Below are 19193 nucleotides of genomic sequence, written 5' to 3'. Positions count from 1 at the left end.
TCATTTCGCGAAGAGTCTCGACATCGTGAACCACGGGATCACGACGTTCGAAAGCCGCTACGCGGTGTACGAGTTCATGGCCGCCTACGGCGACGCGGTGGTGTCGCACACGTGGGAAAACGCGCAGAACTACCTGTACTACGAACTGCTGTACGGCGACTATCCGCTGATCCACAACTCGCCGTTCCTCGGCAAGGCCGGGTATTTCTATCCGGACTTCGACTGCCAGGCCGGCGGCCGCGCGCTGCTGCGGGCATTTGCCGAACACGACGCGAATCTCGATGCATACCGCGAGCAATCGAAGTACGTGCTCGACTCGGTCAGCATCTACAACCCCGACAACGTCGCCGCGTATTCCGACGCGATCGCGTCGCTCTATCGCGACGCTTGACGCGCACCGTCCGCCCGGAGCCGCCGATGAAAATCAATGTCGCGATTACGATGAACGTGCAGCGCGACGCGACGCAGTCGATCTGGTACAACGGCGCGAACCAGCATTGCGTGTACCTGTACATGCTGCTGAAGCGCTCGCCGCTGATCGGCGAAGTGTGGCTCGCGCACGACGACGGCATCACCGACTACCCGCAGGCGCTGATGATGGACGCGTTCGGCGACGCGCTGCGCCCGCTGTCGGCGATCGTCCACCAGACCGACCTGCTGATCGAGATGAACGCGTTCGTCGACCCGTCGCACACGGACGCGGTGCGCCGGCGCGGCGGCAAGTGCGTGTCGTACCGCTTCGGCAACGACTACGTGATCGCGGTCGAGACGATCAACTTCGAGAAGAACAACTGGCGGCCGAACCCGAACCGCGTGCAGTTCGACGAGGTCTGGACCAACCCGCAGCACATGCACACGTGCGCGGCCTACTTCCAGGCCGTATATCGCGCGCCGGTGATCGAGCTGCCGCACATCTGGTCGCCGTACTTCATCGAACGCAGCCTCGACGCCGACCCCGAGCTGAAGGCGCGCTTCGGCTACCGCAACCACGGTCCGGCCAAGCGCATCGCGTTCTTCGAGCCGAACCTGAACGTCGTGAAGAGTTCGATCGTGCCGATGCTGGCCGCGAACGCGTGCTACGTCGAGCATCCTGAACTCGTCGAACACGTGTACATGACCAACACGTTCGACAAGAAGGAAAACGTCGCCTTCAAGCATCTCGCGCTCGGGCTCGAGATGGTGCGCGACGGCAAGGCGACGGCCGACGTGCGCGCGCCGTTCGTCGCGTGGGCCGCGCATCACACCGACATCGTCGTGTCGCACCATTGGGAAAACGGCCTGAACTACCTGCTGTACGACGCGCTGTACGGCAACTATCCGCTCGTGCACAACTCGCCGTTCCTGCGCGACGTCGGCTATTACTACCCGGACTTCGAGATCTTCGACGCGGCACGCGCGATCGCGACCGCCGCGCAGACGCACGACGCGCGGCTCGACGACTACGCGGCAGCGGCCCGCCGCTGCCTGCAGCAGGTCGACACGCTCGCCGACCACAACGTCCGCGCGTATTCCGGGCAGATCCAGCGCCTGTTCGCCGGGCGCGCGCTCGGCTAACCTCCTTCGCACGCGCTCCCGCCCATGAATCAGACCGTCCGCAATTTCGTCGTGATCGATTCGATCCACGGCCCGTTCGTTATCAACCGGCACTGCGCGCTGCAGGCCGAGGCGCTGATCAAGACAGGCCGGCCGCATATCCAGGCCGAGCTCGACACGATCCTGCAGGTGATCGACCAATTGCCCGACGGCGCGATCGCGGTGGACGGCGGCGCGAATGCAGGGCTCGTGTGCGTGCCGATCGCGCACCGGCTGCGCGCGCGCGGCGGCCGCGTGTATGCGTTCGAGCCGCAGCGCACGCTGTTCCATGCGCTCGGCGGCACCGTCGCGCTCAACGAGCTCGACAACCTCCATCTGCTGAACATGGGACTCGCCAGCGCCAACGGCACGATGAAGGTGCCCGACATCGACTATGGGCAGGATGCCGATTTCGGCACGGTGTCGCTCGTCGACGAGCAAGCGGCGGGCGGCACGCCGACGCCGGTCGTCAGGCTCGATTCGCTCGGCCTGCCGCGGCTGGATTTCCTCAAGCTCGACATCGAAGGGATGGAGATCGACGCGCTGCGCGGCGCACGCCGGCTGATCGAAACGCATCTGCCGTGGTGCTGGATCGAATACTGGAAAGTCGGCGAGGCGCCGATCATCGATACGTTCGCCAGCCTCGACTACACGTTCTACCGGATCGACGGGCTGAACATGCTCTGCGTGCCGAACCCGCGCTGGGACCGGCAACGCCTGTTCATCTCGGGCGAGCCCGTCGGCCGCGTATCCGCCCGCGCAGACGATGACGCGAATGCCGCCGTGTCAGCCGAGACCGACGACGCGCCCGAAACGCACTGGAACCGCGCGCTCGACCACGAGTCCCGCTGCGAATGGGGCCACGCGATCGCCCGCTGGCTGCGCGCGCGCGGCCGGGGCCTCGACGACGATGCGATCGCGTTCCAGCTCGCGTCGTGCTACGGCTTCGCCGGCGCGCCCGACGCCGGGCTCGCGGCACTCGAACGCATCGGCGAACCGGCCGCGCTGCCCGACGCGCTGCGCGGGCGCGTCGAACTCGCGCGCTCGGCGCTCCTGCTGCGTGCCGGCCGGTGCGACGAAGCCGCGCGCGCGACCATCGCCAGCGAGAACGTGCTCACGGCCGCACGGTTCGGGCTGCCGACGGAACGGCTCTACGACGGCCAGCCGCTGCACGGCAAGCGGCTGCTCGTGATCAGCTACGGCGGGGTCGGCGACCAGCTCCAGTACGCGCGCTACCTGCATGCGCTCGACGCGCTCGACGGCGTGGCGGTGACAGTCATCGTCCCCGCCGCGCTGGCCGACCTGATGCGCCATACGTTCCCGCGCATCGAAGTCGTCGCCGCACACGGCGCGTGGGTCGACACGTCGCAGATCGCTCACGACTACTGGTGTTCGTTCCTGGTGCTGGCCGCGCAGTTCGGCTACGCGCCGGCACCGGCCGGCGCGCCGGCCGCCTACCTGTCGTGCCCGCCCGAACAGACGGCGGCGTGGCGCGAACGCGTCGCGCGCGATGGCAGCGCACCGGGCACGCGCCGCATCGGCCTCAACTGGCGCGGCCGCGACGAAAGCGATGCGCGCTTCCTGCGGGCGGCCAGCCTGCGCGACCTCGCACCGCTCGCGCGGCTGCGCGGCCATGCCGCGTACTGCATCAACCGCGACATCGCCGCACAGTCCGAGCCGTCGGATCTGCCGGTCACGTTCCCGCATCACGCGATCGGCGATTTCAGCGACCTGGCCGCACTGATGCTCGCGATGGACGCCGTGGTCACCACCTGCACCGCGCACATCCACCTGGCCGGCGCGCTAGGTGTGCCGGCCGTCCTGCTGCTGAGCCCGAAAGCCGATGCACGCTGGGAAACCGGCTCGCGTACCGCGCTGTACCCGGGCATCCGGATCGTGCGCGCCGCGCATCCGGGCCGCTGGGACGATGCGGTCGACCGCGCGCTGGCGCTCGTGCTGGGTGGCTTCGGGAAGGATTGACGAGTGACCTTGCCGCGCGACGCAAGCGGTAGTACTCCTGAGGAGCGTGACGAGAACCTGACGAGGACGTGATGCACGAACCGGCGTCAAGCCGGCACGCGCTGCCCGCGTCGCTCGGCGAACGCACGGCCATGCCGCCGGCCGATGCGCGCAAGCCTCGCGAAACAACGTGCCGCCGCGGGGCCGACATCGCCGGCCTGTTGCGCCAGGCTGCCCGATACGCCGCACGCGATCGCCGAATCGTCGCCGCAAGCGCCCGCGAACACACCGGCGAAATAGTGTCGCGCCGCGCGCTCGCGACCGTCGGCATCGAGCGGTTTCATCCGGTGAATGTGTTGCGAGACGTCCTTCAGGCCGTCGAGAAACGGCATGACGTCGACCGGTGAAGCGGTCGCGTCAATCGCATCAGCGCCGAGTTGCTCCAGCATCTCGGCCAGTTCGGCGATCGCGACGAGCTCGCGCGCATCGGCCGCCTGCGTGCCCGTTCCGTGCCCGGCCTTCTTCGTCGCCGCCATGCCCACGCCCCTATTCAATTCTTCGTTGTCCGATGCCGGCGCGCCGCGCCCGCGCCGCGGCGTCATGCGGCGGCCGGTGACCGCCATGTAAAGCGGATGCCCTGTGCCCATGAGACGCCGGAATCCAGGATGATCTGCCGGTCGATCTCGTTCTCCACGCCTTCGACGACGACGTGCCGCGCGCTTTCGTGCGCGAACGCGATCAGCCGGCGAAACTGGTAGCGCCCGATCGCGTTGCGCTTGATCAGCGACAGGACCGACCTGTCGAGCTTCACGATGTCGGGATTGCCGACCACCAGGTTGTTCAGCGCGCTGAAGCCGACGCCGAAATCGTCGATCGCGACGCGGCACCCGGCCTGGCGAAACCGGTTCACGAACGACCGGCCCGCGACGGGGTTCAGCGGCCCCGTCTCGGTGATTTCGACGACCAGCCGCGCCGCGACCGACGGCTCGCGCTCGAGCCGCCTGAACAGGGCGAGCCACGCGTCGTCCACGACCGCGCTCGTCGCCGTGACGTTGCAGCCGTACACGGCCTTCGGATCGGCGCGCAGCGCGTCGATCGTCCGGCCCACCACGAGCCGGTCGAACCAGCGCATCAGCCCGAGCGATTCGAGGCGCGGCAGGAACGCGAGCGGCGGCAAGACATCGCGCGCGCCCCAGCGCAGCCGCGCGAGGCATTCGTGATACAGCACGCCGCCCGACAAATCGGCGCGGCAAACCGGCTCTCGCGCGAATCCGAGCCGGCTTTCGACGAAACTGCGTACCGACGCAAGGTCGGGGTGATCGTCAGGCGCGCCGAATACGAGATCGATCTCGTCCCGATTCGCTACGCTGTTCGCCTCCAGGCGAGGTTCGACCGCATTCATCCGGCGCTCCGGCAATTGTCGGACCGCCGATGACGGCCCGCGCTCTCGATACATGTGGCGCGAGCCGACCACGACGCGCACCACCGCCTACCCGGCCCAACCTCTTTTTCGATCTTTTTCGGGAGCGTACTTTTTATTCCGGCGTGCCGTCAAATCAGATATTGTCAATGATATTCAAACACCGAAAATACACCACACGCGCACGTCGACAACAGTGCGACAGGTTACACAAAAACGTCGACGATACTCCGATCGATACTCGTTATTTGCCCCACCCGAACATCTTCGGGTGAATCGATTTATCGCAAGACCCGTTTCAAAAATCGGATGTTTGAAATATCATATGACAAATGCGCGCCAGCGAAACGCTACCCGGACCCGACGGCCGGATTCCTCGCAGCCGCTGGCAAACCGTGCAGCCATTGCGTTGCGACGACGCATTCGGTCTCCACAGAATTCAATTTTGCCGTTTCAAACGATATTGAAAATATTTCAATGATAATCCGGCTGACTTGAACTACAATAATTAAGTCGAATTATACGGCAACCATCTATCGAAAGATATTTAACAATCTTTCCGACTAGTTAACCTATAAAATTATTTTTGACGGACTTCCCTCGGAGCCGTCAAATTCGTGCCTTCAAAAACCGTCGAATCTCCCCGGTTCGGCGGTTTCTTTTTTAACGGCTCATTTCTTCAGACATTAACCCGGGACAATCCGGTTGACGGCAGGCGGCGAAATCGAGCCGACCGCCTCGATCGCGCAAATCGCGATCGAATGCGCCCGCAGGCAGCGGCGCGTGCCGCGTCGTGCAGCCTTATGCCGCCGTCGCGCCGATCAGGTTCGCGAGCAGCGCGTCGTAGTCGGCGACGAGCGCGGGGTTCGCCGACGTATAGCGGCGCAGGATCTCGCGCTGCCGCCGCGCATACCCTTGCCAGTCGTCGTCGTGCGTATGCAGCACGTGCAGCAGCGCCTCGGTGCCCTTCTGCACGTCGTTGCCAGGATAGTAGTAGCCGAGGTCCGGCACGAGGCTCGCGTTGTGCACGAGCGGATAACCCTGCCAGCACACGTCGAAATAGAAATAGTTGAGCGGGTTCGCCCATTGATGCGACACGACGATGTCGGTCATGTCGGCCAGGAACAACGGCGTGTCGAAACGCCCGACGAAGCTCGCCTTGCCCGCGCGCACGATGTCCAGGTAGTTCATCAGCGTCACGAACTCGGGGCTGTTGTGCGCGAGGCGATCGGCGTTCGTCACGTGCGTGAAGCAGATCGCGTCGGGATCGCGGCGATACGCCTCGTCGATGATCAGCATCGGATACATGCAGAACTTCACGACGTTGTGGTTCGGCTCCATCACCGTCAGCCGCTTGCCCGGTTCGCTGCGCGGCCGGTATTCGCCACGCTCCGGCAGCGATTGCGCACGCGCCTCCAGACACATCGGGTCCCACACGAACGGCACGACGCGCCCCGGGCAACGGCGCAGCGACTGCAGGAACGGCAGCGACGACTCCGCGATCTGCGGAATGGCCCACAATTCGTCGTAGCCGCGGTTGATGAACAGCGAATCCCACATGCGGCGGCCGAACAGTATCGATTCCATCGAGGTGATGTACTCGAAGCCGCAGCAGTAGCTGACGATCTTCGCGCCGCGCGCCTTCAGGTAGGCCGTCTGCTCGCCGTCGATCTGACCGCCCAGCTCGATCACCACGTCGAGCGCATCCTTCATGTCGGCGAACGCGCGCGTGTCGTATACGCGGCGATCCCAAGGCAGCGCGTCGGTAAGCGCCACGTCGGTCGTGTTGACCAGCGTCACGCGATACCCATGCGGCGACGCCATCAACAACTTCGCGAGAAACAACGCGTTCTGCTTGATGCCGTTGATCCACAGGCTTTCGTCGGGGGCGCGCAGGCCGATCGTGATACCGATGCGCAGGCCGTTCAGGGCAGGAGACTTCATCTCGTCGGCGGGGGGCGTGATTGAATGGATGCAGTGTAGCTCACGGCAGTGGCCACGTGAGCAATCCGCCAGTCTAGCGGAGCGCCGGCCGCCAGACTGTCAGGCATGGTCATACGCGATGCGGCCGAGAGCCGTCGTCCGCACCGTGCGGGCCTGGCCATGCACGCCATCGCCGACGGCCGGATGCGAAATGCGACGAGGCCGGCGCCGCGCCGCGAGGCGCCACGCCGGCCCGTGCGCGGCACACGCCGCGATCAGCCTTCCGCCATCATCAGCAACTGCGCGCCATCCGCGACCTGGTCGCCGACGCCGTACAGCACTTCCGCGACGACACCCGCGCCGGGCGCGCCGATCGTGTGCTCCATCTTCATCGCTTCCATCACGATCAGCGGCGTGCCGGCCTCGACCTTCTGGCCCGGCTCGACCAGCACCGCGATCACCTTGCCGGGCATCGGTGCAGTGAGGCGGCCGCCGCCATGCTCGGCATCGCCCGCGTGCGCGAGCACGTTGCGCCATTCGAAGGTCTCGGCGACACCCTGCGTGAACACGTGGAAACTGTCGCCGTCCGCATACACCCGGCCGCTGCTGCGCACGCCGTCGAGCGTCACGTCGAAGTCGAGCGGCGTCGCGCCGCGCGTCCACGCGAACGGCTGCGCGGCCGCGTCTCCGGTGGCGAGGCGCGTGCTGCCACCGTCGTCCTCGTAGGTGACCGTCACGTCCGCTTCGCGATCGGGCGCATGCCATTCGAGCGTGCGGCGATAGCCGCCGTTCAGCCGCCAGTCCGGCAGCGCGCCCCACGGCGACGCGCTTTCCCGTGCGGCCGCGCCGCGTTCGCGCGCAAGCAGTGCCGCACAGGCCAGCGCGAGCGTCGCGCGCGGCGGCTGTTGCGGCGCGAACAGCGCATCGTGGTTGCGCTCGATCAGGCCCGTGTCGAGATCGGCGCTCGCAAACGGCCCGCAGTTGACGATCCGCTGCAGGAACGCGGCATTCGTGTGCAGGCCCACCACCTCGCAGGCCCGCAGCGCGCGCAGCATCCGGCCGAGCGCTTCCGCACGGTCCGCGCCGTGCACGATCAGCTTCGCGATCATCGGATCGTAGAACGGCGTGATCGCGTCGCCCTCGCGCACGCCGCTGTCGACGCGCACCGGCGCGCCGATCGCGAACTCGACGCCTTCCGGCAGCCGCAGGTGCTTCAGCGTGCCGGTGGACGGCAGGAAGCCGCGCGCCGGATTCTCCGCGTAAAGACGCGCCTCGATCGCATGACCCTGCACGCGCAGTTCGTCCTGCTTCAGCGGCAGCGGCTCGCCCGCTGCGACGCGCAGCTGCCATTCGACGAGATCGAGCCCCGTGACCATCTCGGTGACCGGATGCTCGACCTGCAGGCGCGTGTTCATTTCCATGAAGTAGAACGCTTCGCCCGTCATGATGAACTCGACGGTGCCCGCACCGACGTAATTCACCGCGCGCGCGGCCGCGACGGCCGCCTCGCCCATCGCCTGGCGCACGTCTTCATGCAGCCCCGGCGCCGGCGCTTCCTCGAGCACCTTCTGGTGACGACGCTGCACCGAACAGTCGCGATCGAACAGGTAGACGGTGTTGCCGTGCGTGTCGCCGAACACCTGCACTTCGACGTGACGCGGGCGCGTCAGGTATTTCTCGATCAGCACGCGGTCGTTGCCGAAGCTGCTCGCGGCCTCGCGCTGGCACGACGCGAGCGCCGCCGGGAAGTCCTCGGAGCGCTCGACCACGCGCATGCCCTTGCCGCCGCCGCCCGCGCTCGCCTTCAGCAGCACCGGGTAGCCGATCTCGTCGGCTTCGAGATGCAGGTTCGCCGCGTCCTGGTCGTCGCCGTGATAGCCGGGCACGAGCGGTACCGCGGCCGCGTGCATCAGCGCCTTGGCGGCAGCCTTCGAGCCCATCGCCGCGATCGCGTCGACCGGCGGCCCGATGAACGCGATGCCGGCCGCCTCGCAGGCATGCGCGAAATCCTCGTTCTCCGACAGGAAGCCGTAGCCCGGATGGATGGCCTGCGCACCGGTCGCGCGCGCGGCCTCGATGATGCGCTCGATGCGCAGGTAGCTGTCCGCGGCCGCCGCGCCGCCGATGTGCACGGCTTCGTCGCATGCGGCGACGTGCTTCGCGTTCGCGTCCGCGTCGGAATAGACGGCGACGCTCGCGATCCCGAGACGTTTGCACGTCGCGGCGACGCGGCAGGCGATTTCACCGCGGTTGGCGATCAGAATCTTGTCGAACATGGCTTCGATGTCGTCCGGAAAGTTAGGGGCACGCCGTCATTCACGCCACGAAGGCGTGCGTTTCTCGAGGAAGGACGCGATCCCTTCGCGCGCTTCCGCGCCGGCGCGGGTGCGCGCGATCCAGTCGGCTGTCTGCTCGATCAGCGTCGCGTCGAGCGGCCGGCCGGCCACGTCGGCGACGAGCCGCTTGCACGCCTGCACGGCGTCGGGGCCGTTCGCGACGAGCGTCGCGGCCAGCTTCGCGACCGTTTCGTCGAGCGCATCGGCCGGCACTGCGTCGTGAATGAAGCCGAGCGACGCGGCGCGCGCGCTGTCGAACACCTCGGCCGTCGTGAAGTAGCGGCGCGCCGCGCGCTCGCCCATCGCCCGCACGACGTACGGCGCGATCGTCGCGGGAATCAGCCCGAGCCGCGCTTCGGACAGGCAGAACTTCACGCCGTCGGCGGCGATCGCGATGTCGGCCGCCGCGACGAGACCCACGCCGCCCGCATACGCGTCGCCATGCACGCGCGCGATCACCGGCTTGCCGCAGCGGTGGATCGCCTCGAGCATGCGCGCGAGCTTGCGCGCGTCGGCGCGGTTCTCGTCGTCCGAGTAACCGGCCATCTTCTTCATCCAGTTCAGGTCCGCGCCCGCGCAGAACGCCGCGCCTTCCGCGGCGAGCACGATCGCACGCACGCCGGCGTGCGCGTCGAGCCACTCGAACGCGGTGGTCAGCTCGGCGATCGTCGTCTCGTTGAACGCGTTGCGCACGTCGGGCCGCGCGAGCGTGACGGTCGCCACGCGGCCGGCTTCGCTTACCTTGATCGTTTCGTATCGCATCGGTCAGCCCTCCCGGCCGTTACATGCGGAACACGCCGAAGCGCGTGTCGTCGATCGGCGCGTTCATCGACGCGGCGAGGCCGAGGCCCAGCACGTCGCGCGTCTGCGCGGGGTCGATCACGCCGTCGTCCCACAAGCGCGCACTCGCGTAGTACGGATGCCCCTGGCGCTCGTACTGGTCGCGGATCGGCTGCTTGAATGCCTCTTCGTCCTCGGCCGACCACGCGCCGCCCTTTGCCTCGATGCCGTCGCGGCGCACGGTCGCGAGCACCGACGCCGCCTGCTCGCCGCCCATCACAGAGATCCGCGCGTTCGGCCACATCCACAGGAAACGCGGGCCGAACGCACGGCCGCACATCCCGTAGTTGCCGGCGCCGAACGAGCCGCCGATGATCACCGTAAACTTCGGCACCTTCGCATTCGACACGGCCGTCACCATCTTCGCGCCATGGCGCGCGATGCCTTCGTTCTCGTACTTGCGGCCGACCATGAAGCCCGTGATGTTCTGCAGGAACACGAGCGGAATCTTGCGCTGGCAGCACAGCTCGATGAAATGCGCGCCCTTCACGGCCGATTCGGAGAACAGGATGCCGTTGTTCGCGACGATCCCGACCGGATGACCCCAGATGTGCGAGAAGCCCGTGACGAGCGTCGTGCCGAAGCGCGCCTTGAATTCGTCGAACTCCGAATCATCGACGATGCGCGCGATCACCTCGCGCACGTCGAACGGCTTGCGCGTGTCGACCGGAATCACGCCGTACAGGCTCTTCGCGTCGTAGCGCGGCGGCTTCGGTTCGCGCAGCGCCACCGGCGACGCGATCTTCGGCGCGAGGTGACCGACGATGTTGCGCGCGATCGACAGCGCATGCGCGTCGTTCTGCGCGAGGTGGTCGGCCACGCCCGACAGGCGCGTGTGCACGTCGCCGCCGCCGAGGTCCTCGGCGCTCACTTCCTCGCCGGTCGCGGCCTTCACGAGCGGCGGGCCGCCGAGGAAAATCGTGCCCTGGTTCTTCACGATGATCGACTCGTCGCTCATCGCCGGCACATACGCGCCGCCCGCCGTGCACGAGCCCATCACGACCGCGATCTGCGCGATCCCCGCGGCGGACATCGTCGCCTGGTTGAAGAAGATGCGGCCGAAGTGGTCGCGATCGGGAAACACGTCGTCCTGGTTCGGCAGGTTCGCGCCGCCCGAATCGACGAGATACACGCACGGCAGCCGGTTTTCCGCGGCGATTTCCTGCGCGCGCACGTGCTTCTTCACGGTCATCGGGTAGTAGGTGCCGCCCTTGACCGTCGCGTCGTTGCACACGATCACGCACTCGCGGCCCGCGATCCGGCCGATCCCGGTGATCACGCCCGCGCCCGGCGCGTCGTCGTTGTACATGCCGTTCGCCGCGAGCTGCGACAGCTCGAGGAACGGCGCACCCGGATCGAGCAGTTGCGCGATGCGGTCGCGCGGCAGCAGCTTGCCGCGCGACAGGTGCTTGTCGCGCGCGGCCGGGCCGCCGCCTTGCGCGAGCTGTTCGATCTTCGCGCGCAGGTCGGCGACGACCGCCTCCAGCGCCGCGGCGTTCGCGCGGAATTCTTCCGAACGCGGGTTCAGTTTCGATTCGATGATCGGCATCGACGGGGCTCCGTTCGCGTGACGTGGGGCGTTACATCGTTTCCGCGAACAGCTCGCGGCCGATCAGCATCCGGCGGATCTCGCTCGTGCCGGCGCCGATCTCGTAGAGCTTCGCGTCGCGCCACAGACGGCCGACCGGGTATTCGTTGATGTAGCCGTTGCCGCCGAGGATCTGGATCGCCTCGCCGGCCATCCACGTCGCCTTCTCGGCCGTGTAGAGGATCACGCCCGCGCAGTCCTTGCGCACCTGGCGGATGTGGTCGCTGCCCGCCGAGTCGAGATGGCGGCCGACCGCGTACAGGTACGCGCGGCACGCCTGGAACGTGGTGTACATGTCGGCGACCTTGCCCTGGATCAGCTGGAATTCGCCGATCGACTGGCCGAACTGCTTGCGGTCGTGGATATACGGCACCACCGCGTCGAGACACGCGGCCATGATGCCCGTCGGGCCGCCCGACAGCACCGCGCGTTCGTAGTCGAGGCCGCTCATCAGCACCTTCACGCCGCCGTTGAGCTGGCCGAGGATGTTCTCCTCCGGCACCTCGACGTCCTGGAACACGAGTTCGCCCGTGTGCGACCCGCGCATGCCGAGCTTGTCGAGCTTCTGCGCGACCGAGAAGCCCTTCATCCCCTTCTCGACGATGAATGCGGTGATGCCGCGCGGGCCGGCGTCGATATCCGTCTTCGCGTAGACGACGAGCGTGTCGCAGTCGGGGCCGTTGGTGATCCACATCTTCGTGCCGTTGAGCACGTAACGGTCGCCGCGCTTGTCCGCGCGCAGCTTCATGCTGACGACGTCGGAGCCCGCGTTCGGCTCGCTCATCGCGAGCGCGCCGATGTGTTCGCCCGACACGAGCTTCGGCAGGTACTTCTGCTTCTGCGCGTCGGTGCCGTTGCGGTGGATCTGGTTCACGCACAGGTTCGAGTGCGCGCCGTACGACAGGCCGATCGACGCCGATGCGCGCGAGATCTCCTCCATCGCGACCATGTGCGCGGTGTAGCCCATGTTCGCGCCGCCGTATTCCTCGGCCACCGTCATGCCGAGCACGCCGAGATCGCCGAACTTCTTCCACAGATCCATCGGAAACTGGTCGGTGCGGTCGACCTCCGCCGCGCGCGGCGTGATTTCCTTCGCCGCGAACGTCGCGACGGCGTCGCGCAGCATCTCGATGTCCTCACCGAGCATGAATTGCACACCGGGCAGGTTGATCATGTCTCCTCCGTCTCCAGAAAGTGGGTCGCACGCGCCGATTTCTGAGTTTCGCTCAAATCGGATCAATGCGTCGATTCATTAAGCCAATACAGCGGAAATTTTGCACAGTTTCGCGCCTCGCCCGGCTTGCCGTCAATAGTTTTTTGAGTGACACTCAGATATCATTGCGAGATGACAGCCGCTACCGCCGACACCATGACCGCCACCGCCAAAGCCGATCGCGCCGAGCCGTCGCGCGCCCCCGCCGGGCGCAAGTCCCAGCAGCGCGTGCAGGACATCCTGCGCGCCGGCCGCGAAGTGTTCGCCGAAAAGGGCTACGAGCATGCGACGGCCGCCGAGATCGCGCAGCGCGTCGGCGTGTCGGAGGCGACGGTGTTCAGCTACTTCCGCGGCAAGCGCGAGCTGTGCGCGCGTGTGATCGCCGACTGGTATGACGAAATCATTGCCGCGTTCGAACTTGGGATGCCGCAGGACGCGCCGGTGCAACAGCAGTTCGCGTTCATCGTGCGCACGCACCTGCGGCTGATGCTCGTGAACGGCACGGGGCTGTGCGCGCTGGTGCTGTCGGAGGGACGTGCGAAGCAGCATGCGCTGAGCGACGAGCTCACCGCGCTGCAACGCCGCTACACGGCGCCGCTGATGGACGTGCTCGCGCGCGGCCAGGCGGCCGGGCAGGTGCGCCGCGACATGCCGCTGAGCCTGCTGCGCTCGATGGTGTTCGGGCCGATCGAGCACGTGCTGTGGGATGCGATCCTCGGGCACCGCAAGCTCGATACGGAAACGACGGCCACGCAGCTGATCGACATGCTGTGGGCGGCCGTGCAGCCGCCCGCGCCGGAGCAGGCGGCGCTGGTGCGCTTCAGGAACGAAGTCGCGGAAGCGGTGCGGCGGCTGGAAGGCGAAGCGTCACGCGTGTGAGGCGGGCAGGCGGTGCGGCGCGCCTGGCGCCTTGCCGCATCACCTGCTCCATCGAGCCGAGTCCAACCGCTACGACTCCTCGCTCACCCGCAGCGGCGCGCGGCTCTGCTCGTTATTCAGATGGACGAACTTGCGCAACAGGCGCATCAGTTCCTGCGAATCGTCCTCGCCCATGCCGTCGAACAGGCCGGCACGCAATTCCTTCACCGACGGAATCAGGTGCGTGAGCAGCTCGACGCCCGCCGGCGTCAGCAGCAGGCGCCGCTGACGCCGCGGCAGCACTTCGCGGACGATCAATCCTTTCGCCTCGAGCCGGACCGCGAGATCGGCAGTGGTCGACGTGTCGAGCGCCACCCGCTGCGCGAGCGTCACCTGATCGAGCCCCGGGCACTCGTAGAGCATCCGCAGGACCGCGTACTGCACCGGCGTCACGTCCCGGCCCAGCTTCTCGTAGAACATCGCGACCGCGATCTGGTGCGCGCGCCGGATCAGGTGGCCGGGCTCGTCGTACAGGTCGAGCGGGAAAACCGGCGCGTCGGCGGGATTCGTTTTTTCCATGAATGAGTCGATGACATAGGCGGCGCACGCCGTTGCGTGCGCCGACGGCATGGCGCTGCCTCACGCCATTTCCCGGGAAAACCAGTATACCGCTCGCCTTGCTCCAGCCAATCTCAATGAGTACACTGAATCACATTCAGTACACGGAATGACTGGTTGCCGCGTACCGGCGGCACCGCCCTGAAGGAGACGAACAACGTGTTTCTCAAGAACGCTTGGTATGTGGCCTGCACGCCCGACGAGATCGACGGCAAGCCGCTGGGACGCAAGATTTGCAACGAATCGATGGTGTTCTACCGCGCGGCGGACGGCCGGGTCGCCGCGCTCGAGGATTTCTGCCCGCACCGCGGTGCGCCGCTGTCGCTGGGTTTCGTGCGTGACGGCGTGCTCGTGTGCGGCTATCACGGGCTCGAAATGGGCTGCAACGGCAAGACGGCCGGCATGCCGGGCCAACGCGTCGGCGGCTTCCCGCCGATCCGCAGCTTTCCGGTGGTCGAACGGTACGGATTCGTGTGGGTCTGGCCGGGCGACGCGTCCGAAGCCGATCCCGCGAGGCTGCCCGCGCTGCAATGGGCCGAAGATCCGGCCTGGGCGCACGGCGGCGGCCTGTATCACATCCGTTGCGACTACCGGCTGATGATCGACAACCTGATGGACCTCACGCACGAGACCTACGTGCATGCAACGAGCATCGGCCAGAAGGAAATCGACGAAGCCGCGCCGAAGACCACCAGCAATGGCGACGAAGTCGTCACCAGCCGCTTCATGGAGAACGTGATGCCGCCGCCGTTCTGGCGGATGGCGCTGCGCGGCAACGGCCTCGCCGACGACGTGCCGGTCGACCGCTGGCAGATCTGCCGCTTCACGCCGCCGAGCCACGTGATGATCGAAGTGGGCGTCGCGCATGCGGGCCACGGCGGCTACGACGCGCCGGCGGAGCTGAAGGCGTCGTCGATCGTGGTCGACTTCATCACACCGGAGACGGACACCTCGATCTGGTACTTCTGGGGGATGGCGCGCAACTTCCGGCCCGACGATCACGCGCTGACCGCCGAGATCCGCGAAGGCCAGGGCAAGATCTTCGCCGAGGATCTCGAGATGCTCGAGCGCCAGCAGCTCAACCTCGAGCAGTGGCCGGAGCGCAAGCTGCTCAAGCTCAACATCGACGCCGGCGGCGTGCTGTCGCGCAAGGTGATCGAGCGGCTGCTCGCCGAGGAAAATGCGGCGAGCCCGCAGCGGCCCGTGATTCCGGTCGCGCAGATCAAGGAGGCGTCATGAGCGCCGCGACGCTGACGGTTCGCGTGGCCCGCAAGTGGCAGGAAGCGCGCGACATCTGCGGCTTCGAATTCGTCAGCGACGACGGTTCGCCCCTGCCGCGCTTCGACGCCGGCGCCCATATCGACGTGCATCTGCCGGGCGGGCTCGTGCGCCAGTACTCGCTGTGCAACCACCCGGAGCACGGCGATCGCTACCAGATCGCGGTGCTGCGCGATGCCGACGGCCGCGGCGGGTCGCGCGCGATTCACGACGAAGTCCGGCAAGGCGATACCGTGCGGATCGGCATGCCGCGCAATCAGTTCCCGCTCGCGCCCGACGCCCCGCACCACCTGTTGCTCGCCGGCGGAATCGGCGTGACGCCGATCCTCAGCATGGCCGAACGGCTGTTCTCGTCCGGCCTGCCGTTCGACATGCACTACTGCGCGCGTTCGACCGATCGCATGGCCTTCGTCGAGCGGATCAACGCTGCCGGGTTCCATGACCGCGTCCGCTTCCACGTCGACGACGGCGACCCCGCGCAACGCTTCGACCTCGCCGCGGTGCTCGCCGCCGCGCCGGACGGCGCGCACCTGTACGTATGCGGCCCGCGCGGCTTCATGGATGCGGTGCTGAACGCCGCGCGCGAGCGCAACTGGGCCGAAGCGCGGCTGCACTACGAGTTCTTCGGCGGCGCGGTTGCGTCGTCCGGCGCGGATCGCGCGTTCCAGGTCCGGATCGCGAGCAGCGGCAAGGTGATCGACGTGCCGGCCGAATGCACGGTCATCGCGGCGCTGGCGGCCAACGGCATCGACGTGCTGACGTCGTGCGAACAAGGCGTATGCGGCACCTGCATGACGCGCGTGCTCGAAGGCGAGCCCGATCATCGCGATTCGTATCTGACGGAAGCGGAACAAGCGGCCGGCGACCAGTTCATGCCGTGCTGCTCCCGATCGCGAAGTGACCTGCTGGTCCTCGATCTGTAGACGGACCGCCCGATACGCGGCGGCCAACCACAATACTGGAGACGATCAATGGAACGACCTGCCCAGGCCCCCATCAGTACTGCTCAATTCCCGGTCGACCGATGGTGGGTCGCCGCGCTGTCATCCGAACTGACGGACCGCCCCGTCGCCCGCACGCTGCTCGGCCGCCCGGTCGTCCTGTTCCGGTTGCCGTCCGGGGAAGTCGGCGCGCTGGAGGATCGCTGCTGCCACAAGTCGCTGCCGCTGTCGTGCGGCTCGCTCGAAGCGCGCGGCCTGCGCTGCGGCTATCACGGGCTGCTGTTCGACCGCGGCGGCACCTGCGTGGAGATTCCCGGGCAGGAACGCATTCCGGCGAAGGCATGCGTGGCGTCGTATCCGGTTCAGGAGCAGGACGCGATCGTATGGATCTGGATCGGCGCCGACGCGCACGCCCAACCGACCTGCGCGCCGCCGCGCTATGCGTTCCACACGGATCCGCAATACCGGTTCGGCGGCGGCCACTACCATTACGACGCGCCGTATCAGCTGATTCACGACAACCTGATGGACCTGAGCCACCTCGGCTACGTTCATCTGAAAACGATCGGCGGTAACGCGCCGCTGCATATGGGCGCGGAAACCCGCGTCAGCAGCGACGGCGACACGGTGACGCTGGTCCGCAGGATGCCGGAATCCGACCCGCCGCCGACCTACACGGCCGCGTGGCCGTTCGCGGGCCGCGTCGACCGCTGGCAGGAAATCGAATTCCACGTGTCGCATATCCGGATCTGGACCGGCGCGATGGACGCCGGCACCGGCGACCTGCACGATCCGGCGCGCGGGGGTTTTCACATGCGCGGCTTCCACGGCATTACGCCCGAGACGGAAACGACGACGCACTACTTCTGGACCGTCGCGACCAATCCGCAACACGACGTCGAACGCATCGCGCAAACGGTCATCGAGCAATCCGCGGCGACGTTCGATGAAGACAAGACGGTGATCGAAGCGCAATACCGCAATCAGTTGCGGTTTCCGGACGGCCGCCAGATCGACATTCACGTCGACGCGGGCCCCAATCGCGCGCGGCGCGTGATCGAGCGGCTGCTGCTACAGCCCGACCCCGCGTAACCCTCGCGCCGGCGCGCGAACGACGCGAGCCGGCCGCGACGGGAGTTCCCCGCGTTGCCCGTCAACCCACGCATTCGCTTTCGCCCCATTCGCCGCTGCCGGCTTCGATTTCATCCCATTCGATTAGTCATACTATTTTTATCAAGGATCTTTGACGTGAGCGAAAATATCCGCAATACGATCGACGCGTCCCCGATGAGCGCGTTCCAGACGATGGCGGTCACGGCCTGCGTCGTGCTGAACATGCTCGACGGCTTCGACGTGCTGGCCATCGCGTTTGCCGCGCCGCACCTGGCGGCCGAGTGGAAACTGAGCGGCAAGGAAATCGGCCTGCTGCTGAGCGCCGGGCTGGCCGGCATGGGGATCGGCTCGGTGCTGATCGCCCCGCTGGCCGACCGCGTCGGCCGCCGCCGCATCATCCTGCTCTGCCTCGCGGTGATCTCGACCGGCATGCTGGCCTGTGCGGCCACGCACAGCACGTTGCAACTCGCCGTCGCGCGCGCCTATACGGGGCTCGGCATCGGCGGGATGCTCGCAAGCCTGACCGTCATCAGCGGCGAATACGCATCGAACAAATGGCGCAGCGCCGCGATCGGCATGCAGTCGACCGGCTACGCGATCGGCGCCACCGCGGGCGGCGTTCTCGCCGGTTACCTCCTGTCGGTATGGGGATGGCGCAGCGTGTTCGCGTTCGGCGGCATCCTGACCTTGATGGCGATCCCGATGGTGCTCGCGCTGTTGCCGGAATCGCTCGACTTCCTGCTGGCGCGGCGTCCGGACGACGCGCTGCAGAAGATCAACCGCATCCTCGCGAGAATGAAGCGCGCGCCGATCGACGCGCTGCCGGCCGCGAGCGCATCGATCGACACGGCGAGCCCCGCGTCGAACTGGACGGCCGTGCTGCGCGCGCCGCTCACGCGCCGCACGATCGCGCTGTGGATCGCGTTCTTTCTCGTGATGGGCAGCTTCTATTTCGTCGTCAGCTGGACGCCGAAGCTGCTGGTCCAGGCCGGCCTGTCGGCCTCGCAGGGCGTGACCGGCGGCGTGCTGCTCAACCTCGGCGGCATCGCGGGCGCGTCGCTGTTCAGCCTGCTGTCGACCCGGTTCGGCCTGCGCAGCCTGCTGGGCGCGACGCTGTTGCTGGGCGGCGCACTGATGGTCGCGTTCGGCGCGAACACCGGCTCGCTCGGCACCGGGATGATCGTCGCGGTGTTCCTCGGCGCCGTGATCAACGCGTGCGTGGCCGGCATGTACGCGCTGTCGCCGACGCCGTATCCCGCCGAGATCCGCACGACCGGCATCGGTCTCGCGGTCGGCATCGGCCGCCTCGGCGCGATCCTGTCGCCAATGACGGTCGGCGCGCTGCTGGACGACGGCTGGTCCGTGCCCCATCTCTATTTCGCGTTCCTCGTGCCGATGGCCGGCGCGGCGATCGCCGTCGCCGTGGCGGGCGCGCGGGTCGCGGCGCCGCGCCGGCAACGCGATCCGGCGATCTCGTAACACGCGACAACCGCAGTCCTGCCGATACCCGTCGGCATCCCGGTCGGGTCCGGGG

At 67.2% G+C, this 19193-nt stretch carries 16 protein-coding genes; 8 read left to right on the top strand and 8 right to left on the bottom strand.

All coding sequences use genetic code 11. From position 1 onward, the window contains the following. From U4Z31_RS26310 to U4Z31_RS26300, 3 genes are all read left to right on the top strand, one after another. Positions 1–391 (top strand): DUF2827 family protein (locus tag U4Z31_RS26310; RefSeq protein WP_321811803.1); only part of this gene is annotated, 391 nt, incomplete at its 5' end. A gap of 26 nt (positions 392–417) precedes the next feature. Then, positions 418–1554 carry a DUF2827 family protein gene (locus tag U4Z31_RS26305; protein ID WP_321811802.1) on the top strand — a complete coding sequence of 379 codons (1137 nt, stop codon included), beginning with the start codon at positions 418–420 and terminating at the stop codon, positions 1552–1554. Positions 1555–1578: 24 nt separating this feature from the next. Beyond that, complete coding sequence (locus U4Z31_RS26300; protein WP_321811801.1) at positions 1579–3552, top strand: FkbM family methyltransferase; 1974 nt, start codon at positions 1579–1581, stop codon at positions 3550–3552. 86 nt (positions 3553–3638) lie between these two features. Here U4Z31_RS26300 and U4Z31_RS26295 read toward each other — a convergent pair whose 3' ends face one another. From U4Z31_RS26295 to U4Z31_RS26265, 7 genes are all read right to left on the bottom strand, one after another. Further along, on the bottom strand, positions 3639–4067 hold the full coding sequence (locus U4Z31_RS26295) for a hypothetical protein (RefSeq protein WP_321811806.1): 429 nt from the start codon (positions 4065–4067) through the stop codon (positions 3639–3641). Positions 4068–4129: 62 nt separating this feature from the next. Next, positions 4130–4933 carry an EAL domain-containing protein gene (locus U4Z31_RS26290; protein ID WP_044847404.1) on the bottom strand — a complete coding sequence of 268 codons (804 nt, stop codon included), beginning with the start codon at positions 4931–4933 and terminating at the stop codon, positions 4130–4132. Between the two features lie 819 nt (positions 4934–5752). Then, positions 5753–6895: a DUF2827 domain-containing protein gene (locus tag U4Z31_RS26285; protein WP_124488642.1), complete on the bottom strand. Its 1143-nt coding sequence runs from the start codon at positions 6893–6895 to the stop codon at positions 5753–5755. 254 nt (positions 6896–7149) lie between these two features. Beyond that, positions 7150–9150, bottom strand: coding sequence for an acetyl/propionyl/methylcrotonyl-CoA carboxylase subunit alpha (locus U4Z31_RS26280; RefSeq protein ID WP_321811800.1), 2001 nt, complete (start codon positions 9148–9150; stop codon positions 7150–7152). A 36-nt stretch (positions 9151–9186) separates the two neighbouring features. After that, on the bottom strand, positions 9187–9972 hold the full coding sequence (locus U4Z31_RS26275) for an enoyl-CoA hydratase/isomerase family protein (RefSeq protein ID WP_014898432.1): 786 nt from the start codon (positions 9970–9972) through the stop codon (positions 9187–9189). A gap of 19 nt (positions 9973–9991) precedes the next feature. Continuing rightward, on the bottom strand, positions 9992–11599 hold the full coding sequence (locus U4Z31_RS26270; RefSeq protein WP_321811799.1) for a carboxyl transferase domain-containing protein: 1608 nt from the start codon (positions 11597–11599) through the stop codon (positions 9992–9994). Positions 11600–11630: 31 nt separating this feature from the next. Continuing rightward, positions 11631–12812 carry an isovaleryl-CoA dehydrogenase gene (locus U4Z31_RS26265; RefSeq protein ID WP_059532493.1) on the bottom strand — a complete coding sequence of 394 codons (1182 nt, stop codon included), beginning with the start codon at positions 12810–12812 and terminating at the stop codon, positions 11631–11633. A 171-nt stretch (positions 12813–12983) separates the two neighbouring features. Between U4Z31_RS26265 and U4Z31_RS26260 the strand changes: the two genes are divergently transcribed. Beyond that, entirely contained in the window at positions 12984–13730 is a 747-nt protein-coding gene (locus tag U4Z31_RS26260; RefSeq protein ID WP_321811798.1) for a TetR/AcrR family transcriptional regulator, read from the top strand. Between the two features lie 69 nt (positions 13731–13799). Here U4Z31_RS26260 and U4Z31_RS26255 read toward each other — a convergent pair whose 3' ends face one another. After that, complete coding sequence (locus U4Z31_RS26255; protein ID WP_321811797.1) at positions 13800–14288, bottom strand: MarR family winged helix-turn-helix transcriptional regulator; 489 nt, start codon at positions 14286–14288, stop codon at positions 13800–13802. Positions 14289–14486: 198 nt separating this feature from the next. Here U4Z31_RS26255 and U4Z31_RS26250 point away from each other — a divergent pair, with 198 nt between their 5' ends. The 4 genes from U4Z31_RS26250 to U4Z31_RS26235 all read left to right on the top strand — a co-directional run bounded on the left by U4Z31_RS26250 (position 14487) and on the right by U4Z31_RS26235 (position 19138). Beyond that, positions 14487–15566 carry an aromatic ring-hydroxylating oxygenase subunit alpha gene (locus tag U4Z31_RS26250; protein ID WP_044847437.1) on the top strand — a complete coding sequence of 360 codons (1080 nt, stop codon included), beginning with the start codon at positions 14487–14489 and terminating at the stop codon, positions 15564–15566. Next, entirely contained in the window at positions 15563–16528 is a 966-nt protein-coding gene (locus tag U4Z31_RS26245; protein ID WP_321811796.1) for a PDR/VanB family oxidoreductase, read from the top strand. The genes U4Z31_RS26250 and U4Z31_RS26245 overlap by 4 nt, the downstream gene beginning before the upstream one ends. A gap of 48 nt (positions 16529–16576) precedes the next feature. After that, positions 16577–17638: an aromatic ring-hydroxylating dioxygenase subunit alpha gene (locus U4Z31_RS26240; protein WP_321811795.1), complete on the top strand. Its 1062-nt coding sequence runs from the start codon at positions 16577–16579 to the stop codon at positions 17636–17638. Between the two features lie 156 nt (positions 17639–17794). Continuing rightward, entirely contained in the window at positions 17795–19138 is a 1344-nt protein-coding gene (locus U4Z31_RS26235) for an MFS transporter (protein ID WP_321811794.1), read from the top strand. The last annotated feature ends 55 nt before the right edge of the window (positions 19139–19193 follow it).

Source organism: Burkholderia sp. BCC1985, from assembly GCF_905339915.1.
Classification (GTDB): Bacteria; Pseudomonadota; Gammaproteobacteria; order Burkholderiales; family Burkholderiaceae; genus Burkholderia.
The sequence above is the reverse complement of the archived record's forward strand: the minus strand, read 5'-3'. Positions and strand labels throughout refer to the sequence as shown.

Bases quoted from the DNA above. Each gene is read 5' to 3' on its own strand.
- U4Z31_RS26275 (WP_014898432.1), bottom strand. From the start codon at position 9,972: ATGCGATACGAAACGATCAAGGTAAGCGAAGCCGGCCGCGTGGCGACC.
- U4Z31_RS26265 (WP_059532493.1), bottom strand. From the start codon at position 12,812: ATGATCAACCTGCCCGGTGTGCAATTCATGCTCGGTGAGGACATCGAG.
- U4Z31_RS26295 (WP_321811806.1), bottom strand. From the start codon at position 4,067: ATGGCGGCGACGAAGAAGGCCGGGCACGGAACGGGCACGCAGGCGGCC.
- U4Z31_RS26290 (WP_044847404.1), bottom strand. From the start codon at position 4,933: ATGAATGCGGTCGAACCTCGCCTGGAGGCGAACAGCGTAGCGAATCGG.
- U4Z31_RS26255 (WP_321811797.1), bottom strand. From the start codon at position 14,288: ATGGAAAAAACGAATCCCGCCGACGCGCCGGTTTTCCCGCTCGACCTG.
- U4Z31_RS26280 (WP_321811800.1), bottom strand. From the start codon at position 9,150: ATGTTCGACAAGATTCTGATCGCCAACCGCGGTGAAATCGCCTGCCGC.
- U4Z31_RS26240 (WP_321811795.1), top strand. From the start codon at position 16,577: ATGGAACGACCTGCCCAGGCCCCCATCAGTACTGCTCAATTCCCGGTC.
- U4Z31_RS26305 (WP_321811802.1), top strand. From the start codon at position 418: ATGAAAATCAATGTCGCGATTACGATGAACGTGCAGCGCGACGCGACG.
- U4Z31_RS26260 (WP_321811798.1), top strand. From the start codon at position 12,984: ATGACAGCCGCTACCGCCGACACCATGACCGCCACCGCCAAAGCCGAT.
- U4Z31_RS26270 (WP_321811799.1), bottom strand. From the start codon at position 11,599: ATGCCGATCATCGAATCGAAACTGAACCCGCGTTCGGAAGAATTCCGC.
- U4Z31_RS26245 (WP_321811796.1), top strand. From the start codon at position 15,563: ATGAGCGCCGCGACGCTGACGGTTCGCGTGGCCCGCAAGTGGCAGGAA.
- U4Z31_RS26300 (WP_321811801.1), top strand. From the start codon at position 1,579: ATGAATCAGACCGTCCGCAATTTCGTCGTGATCGATTCGATCCACGGC.
- U4Z31_RS26285 (WP_124488642.1), bottom strand. From the start codon at position 6,895: ATGAAGTCTCCTGCCCTGAACGGCCTGCGCATCGGTATCACGATCGGC.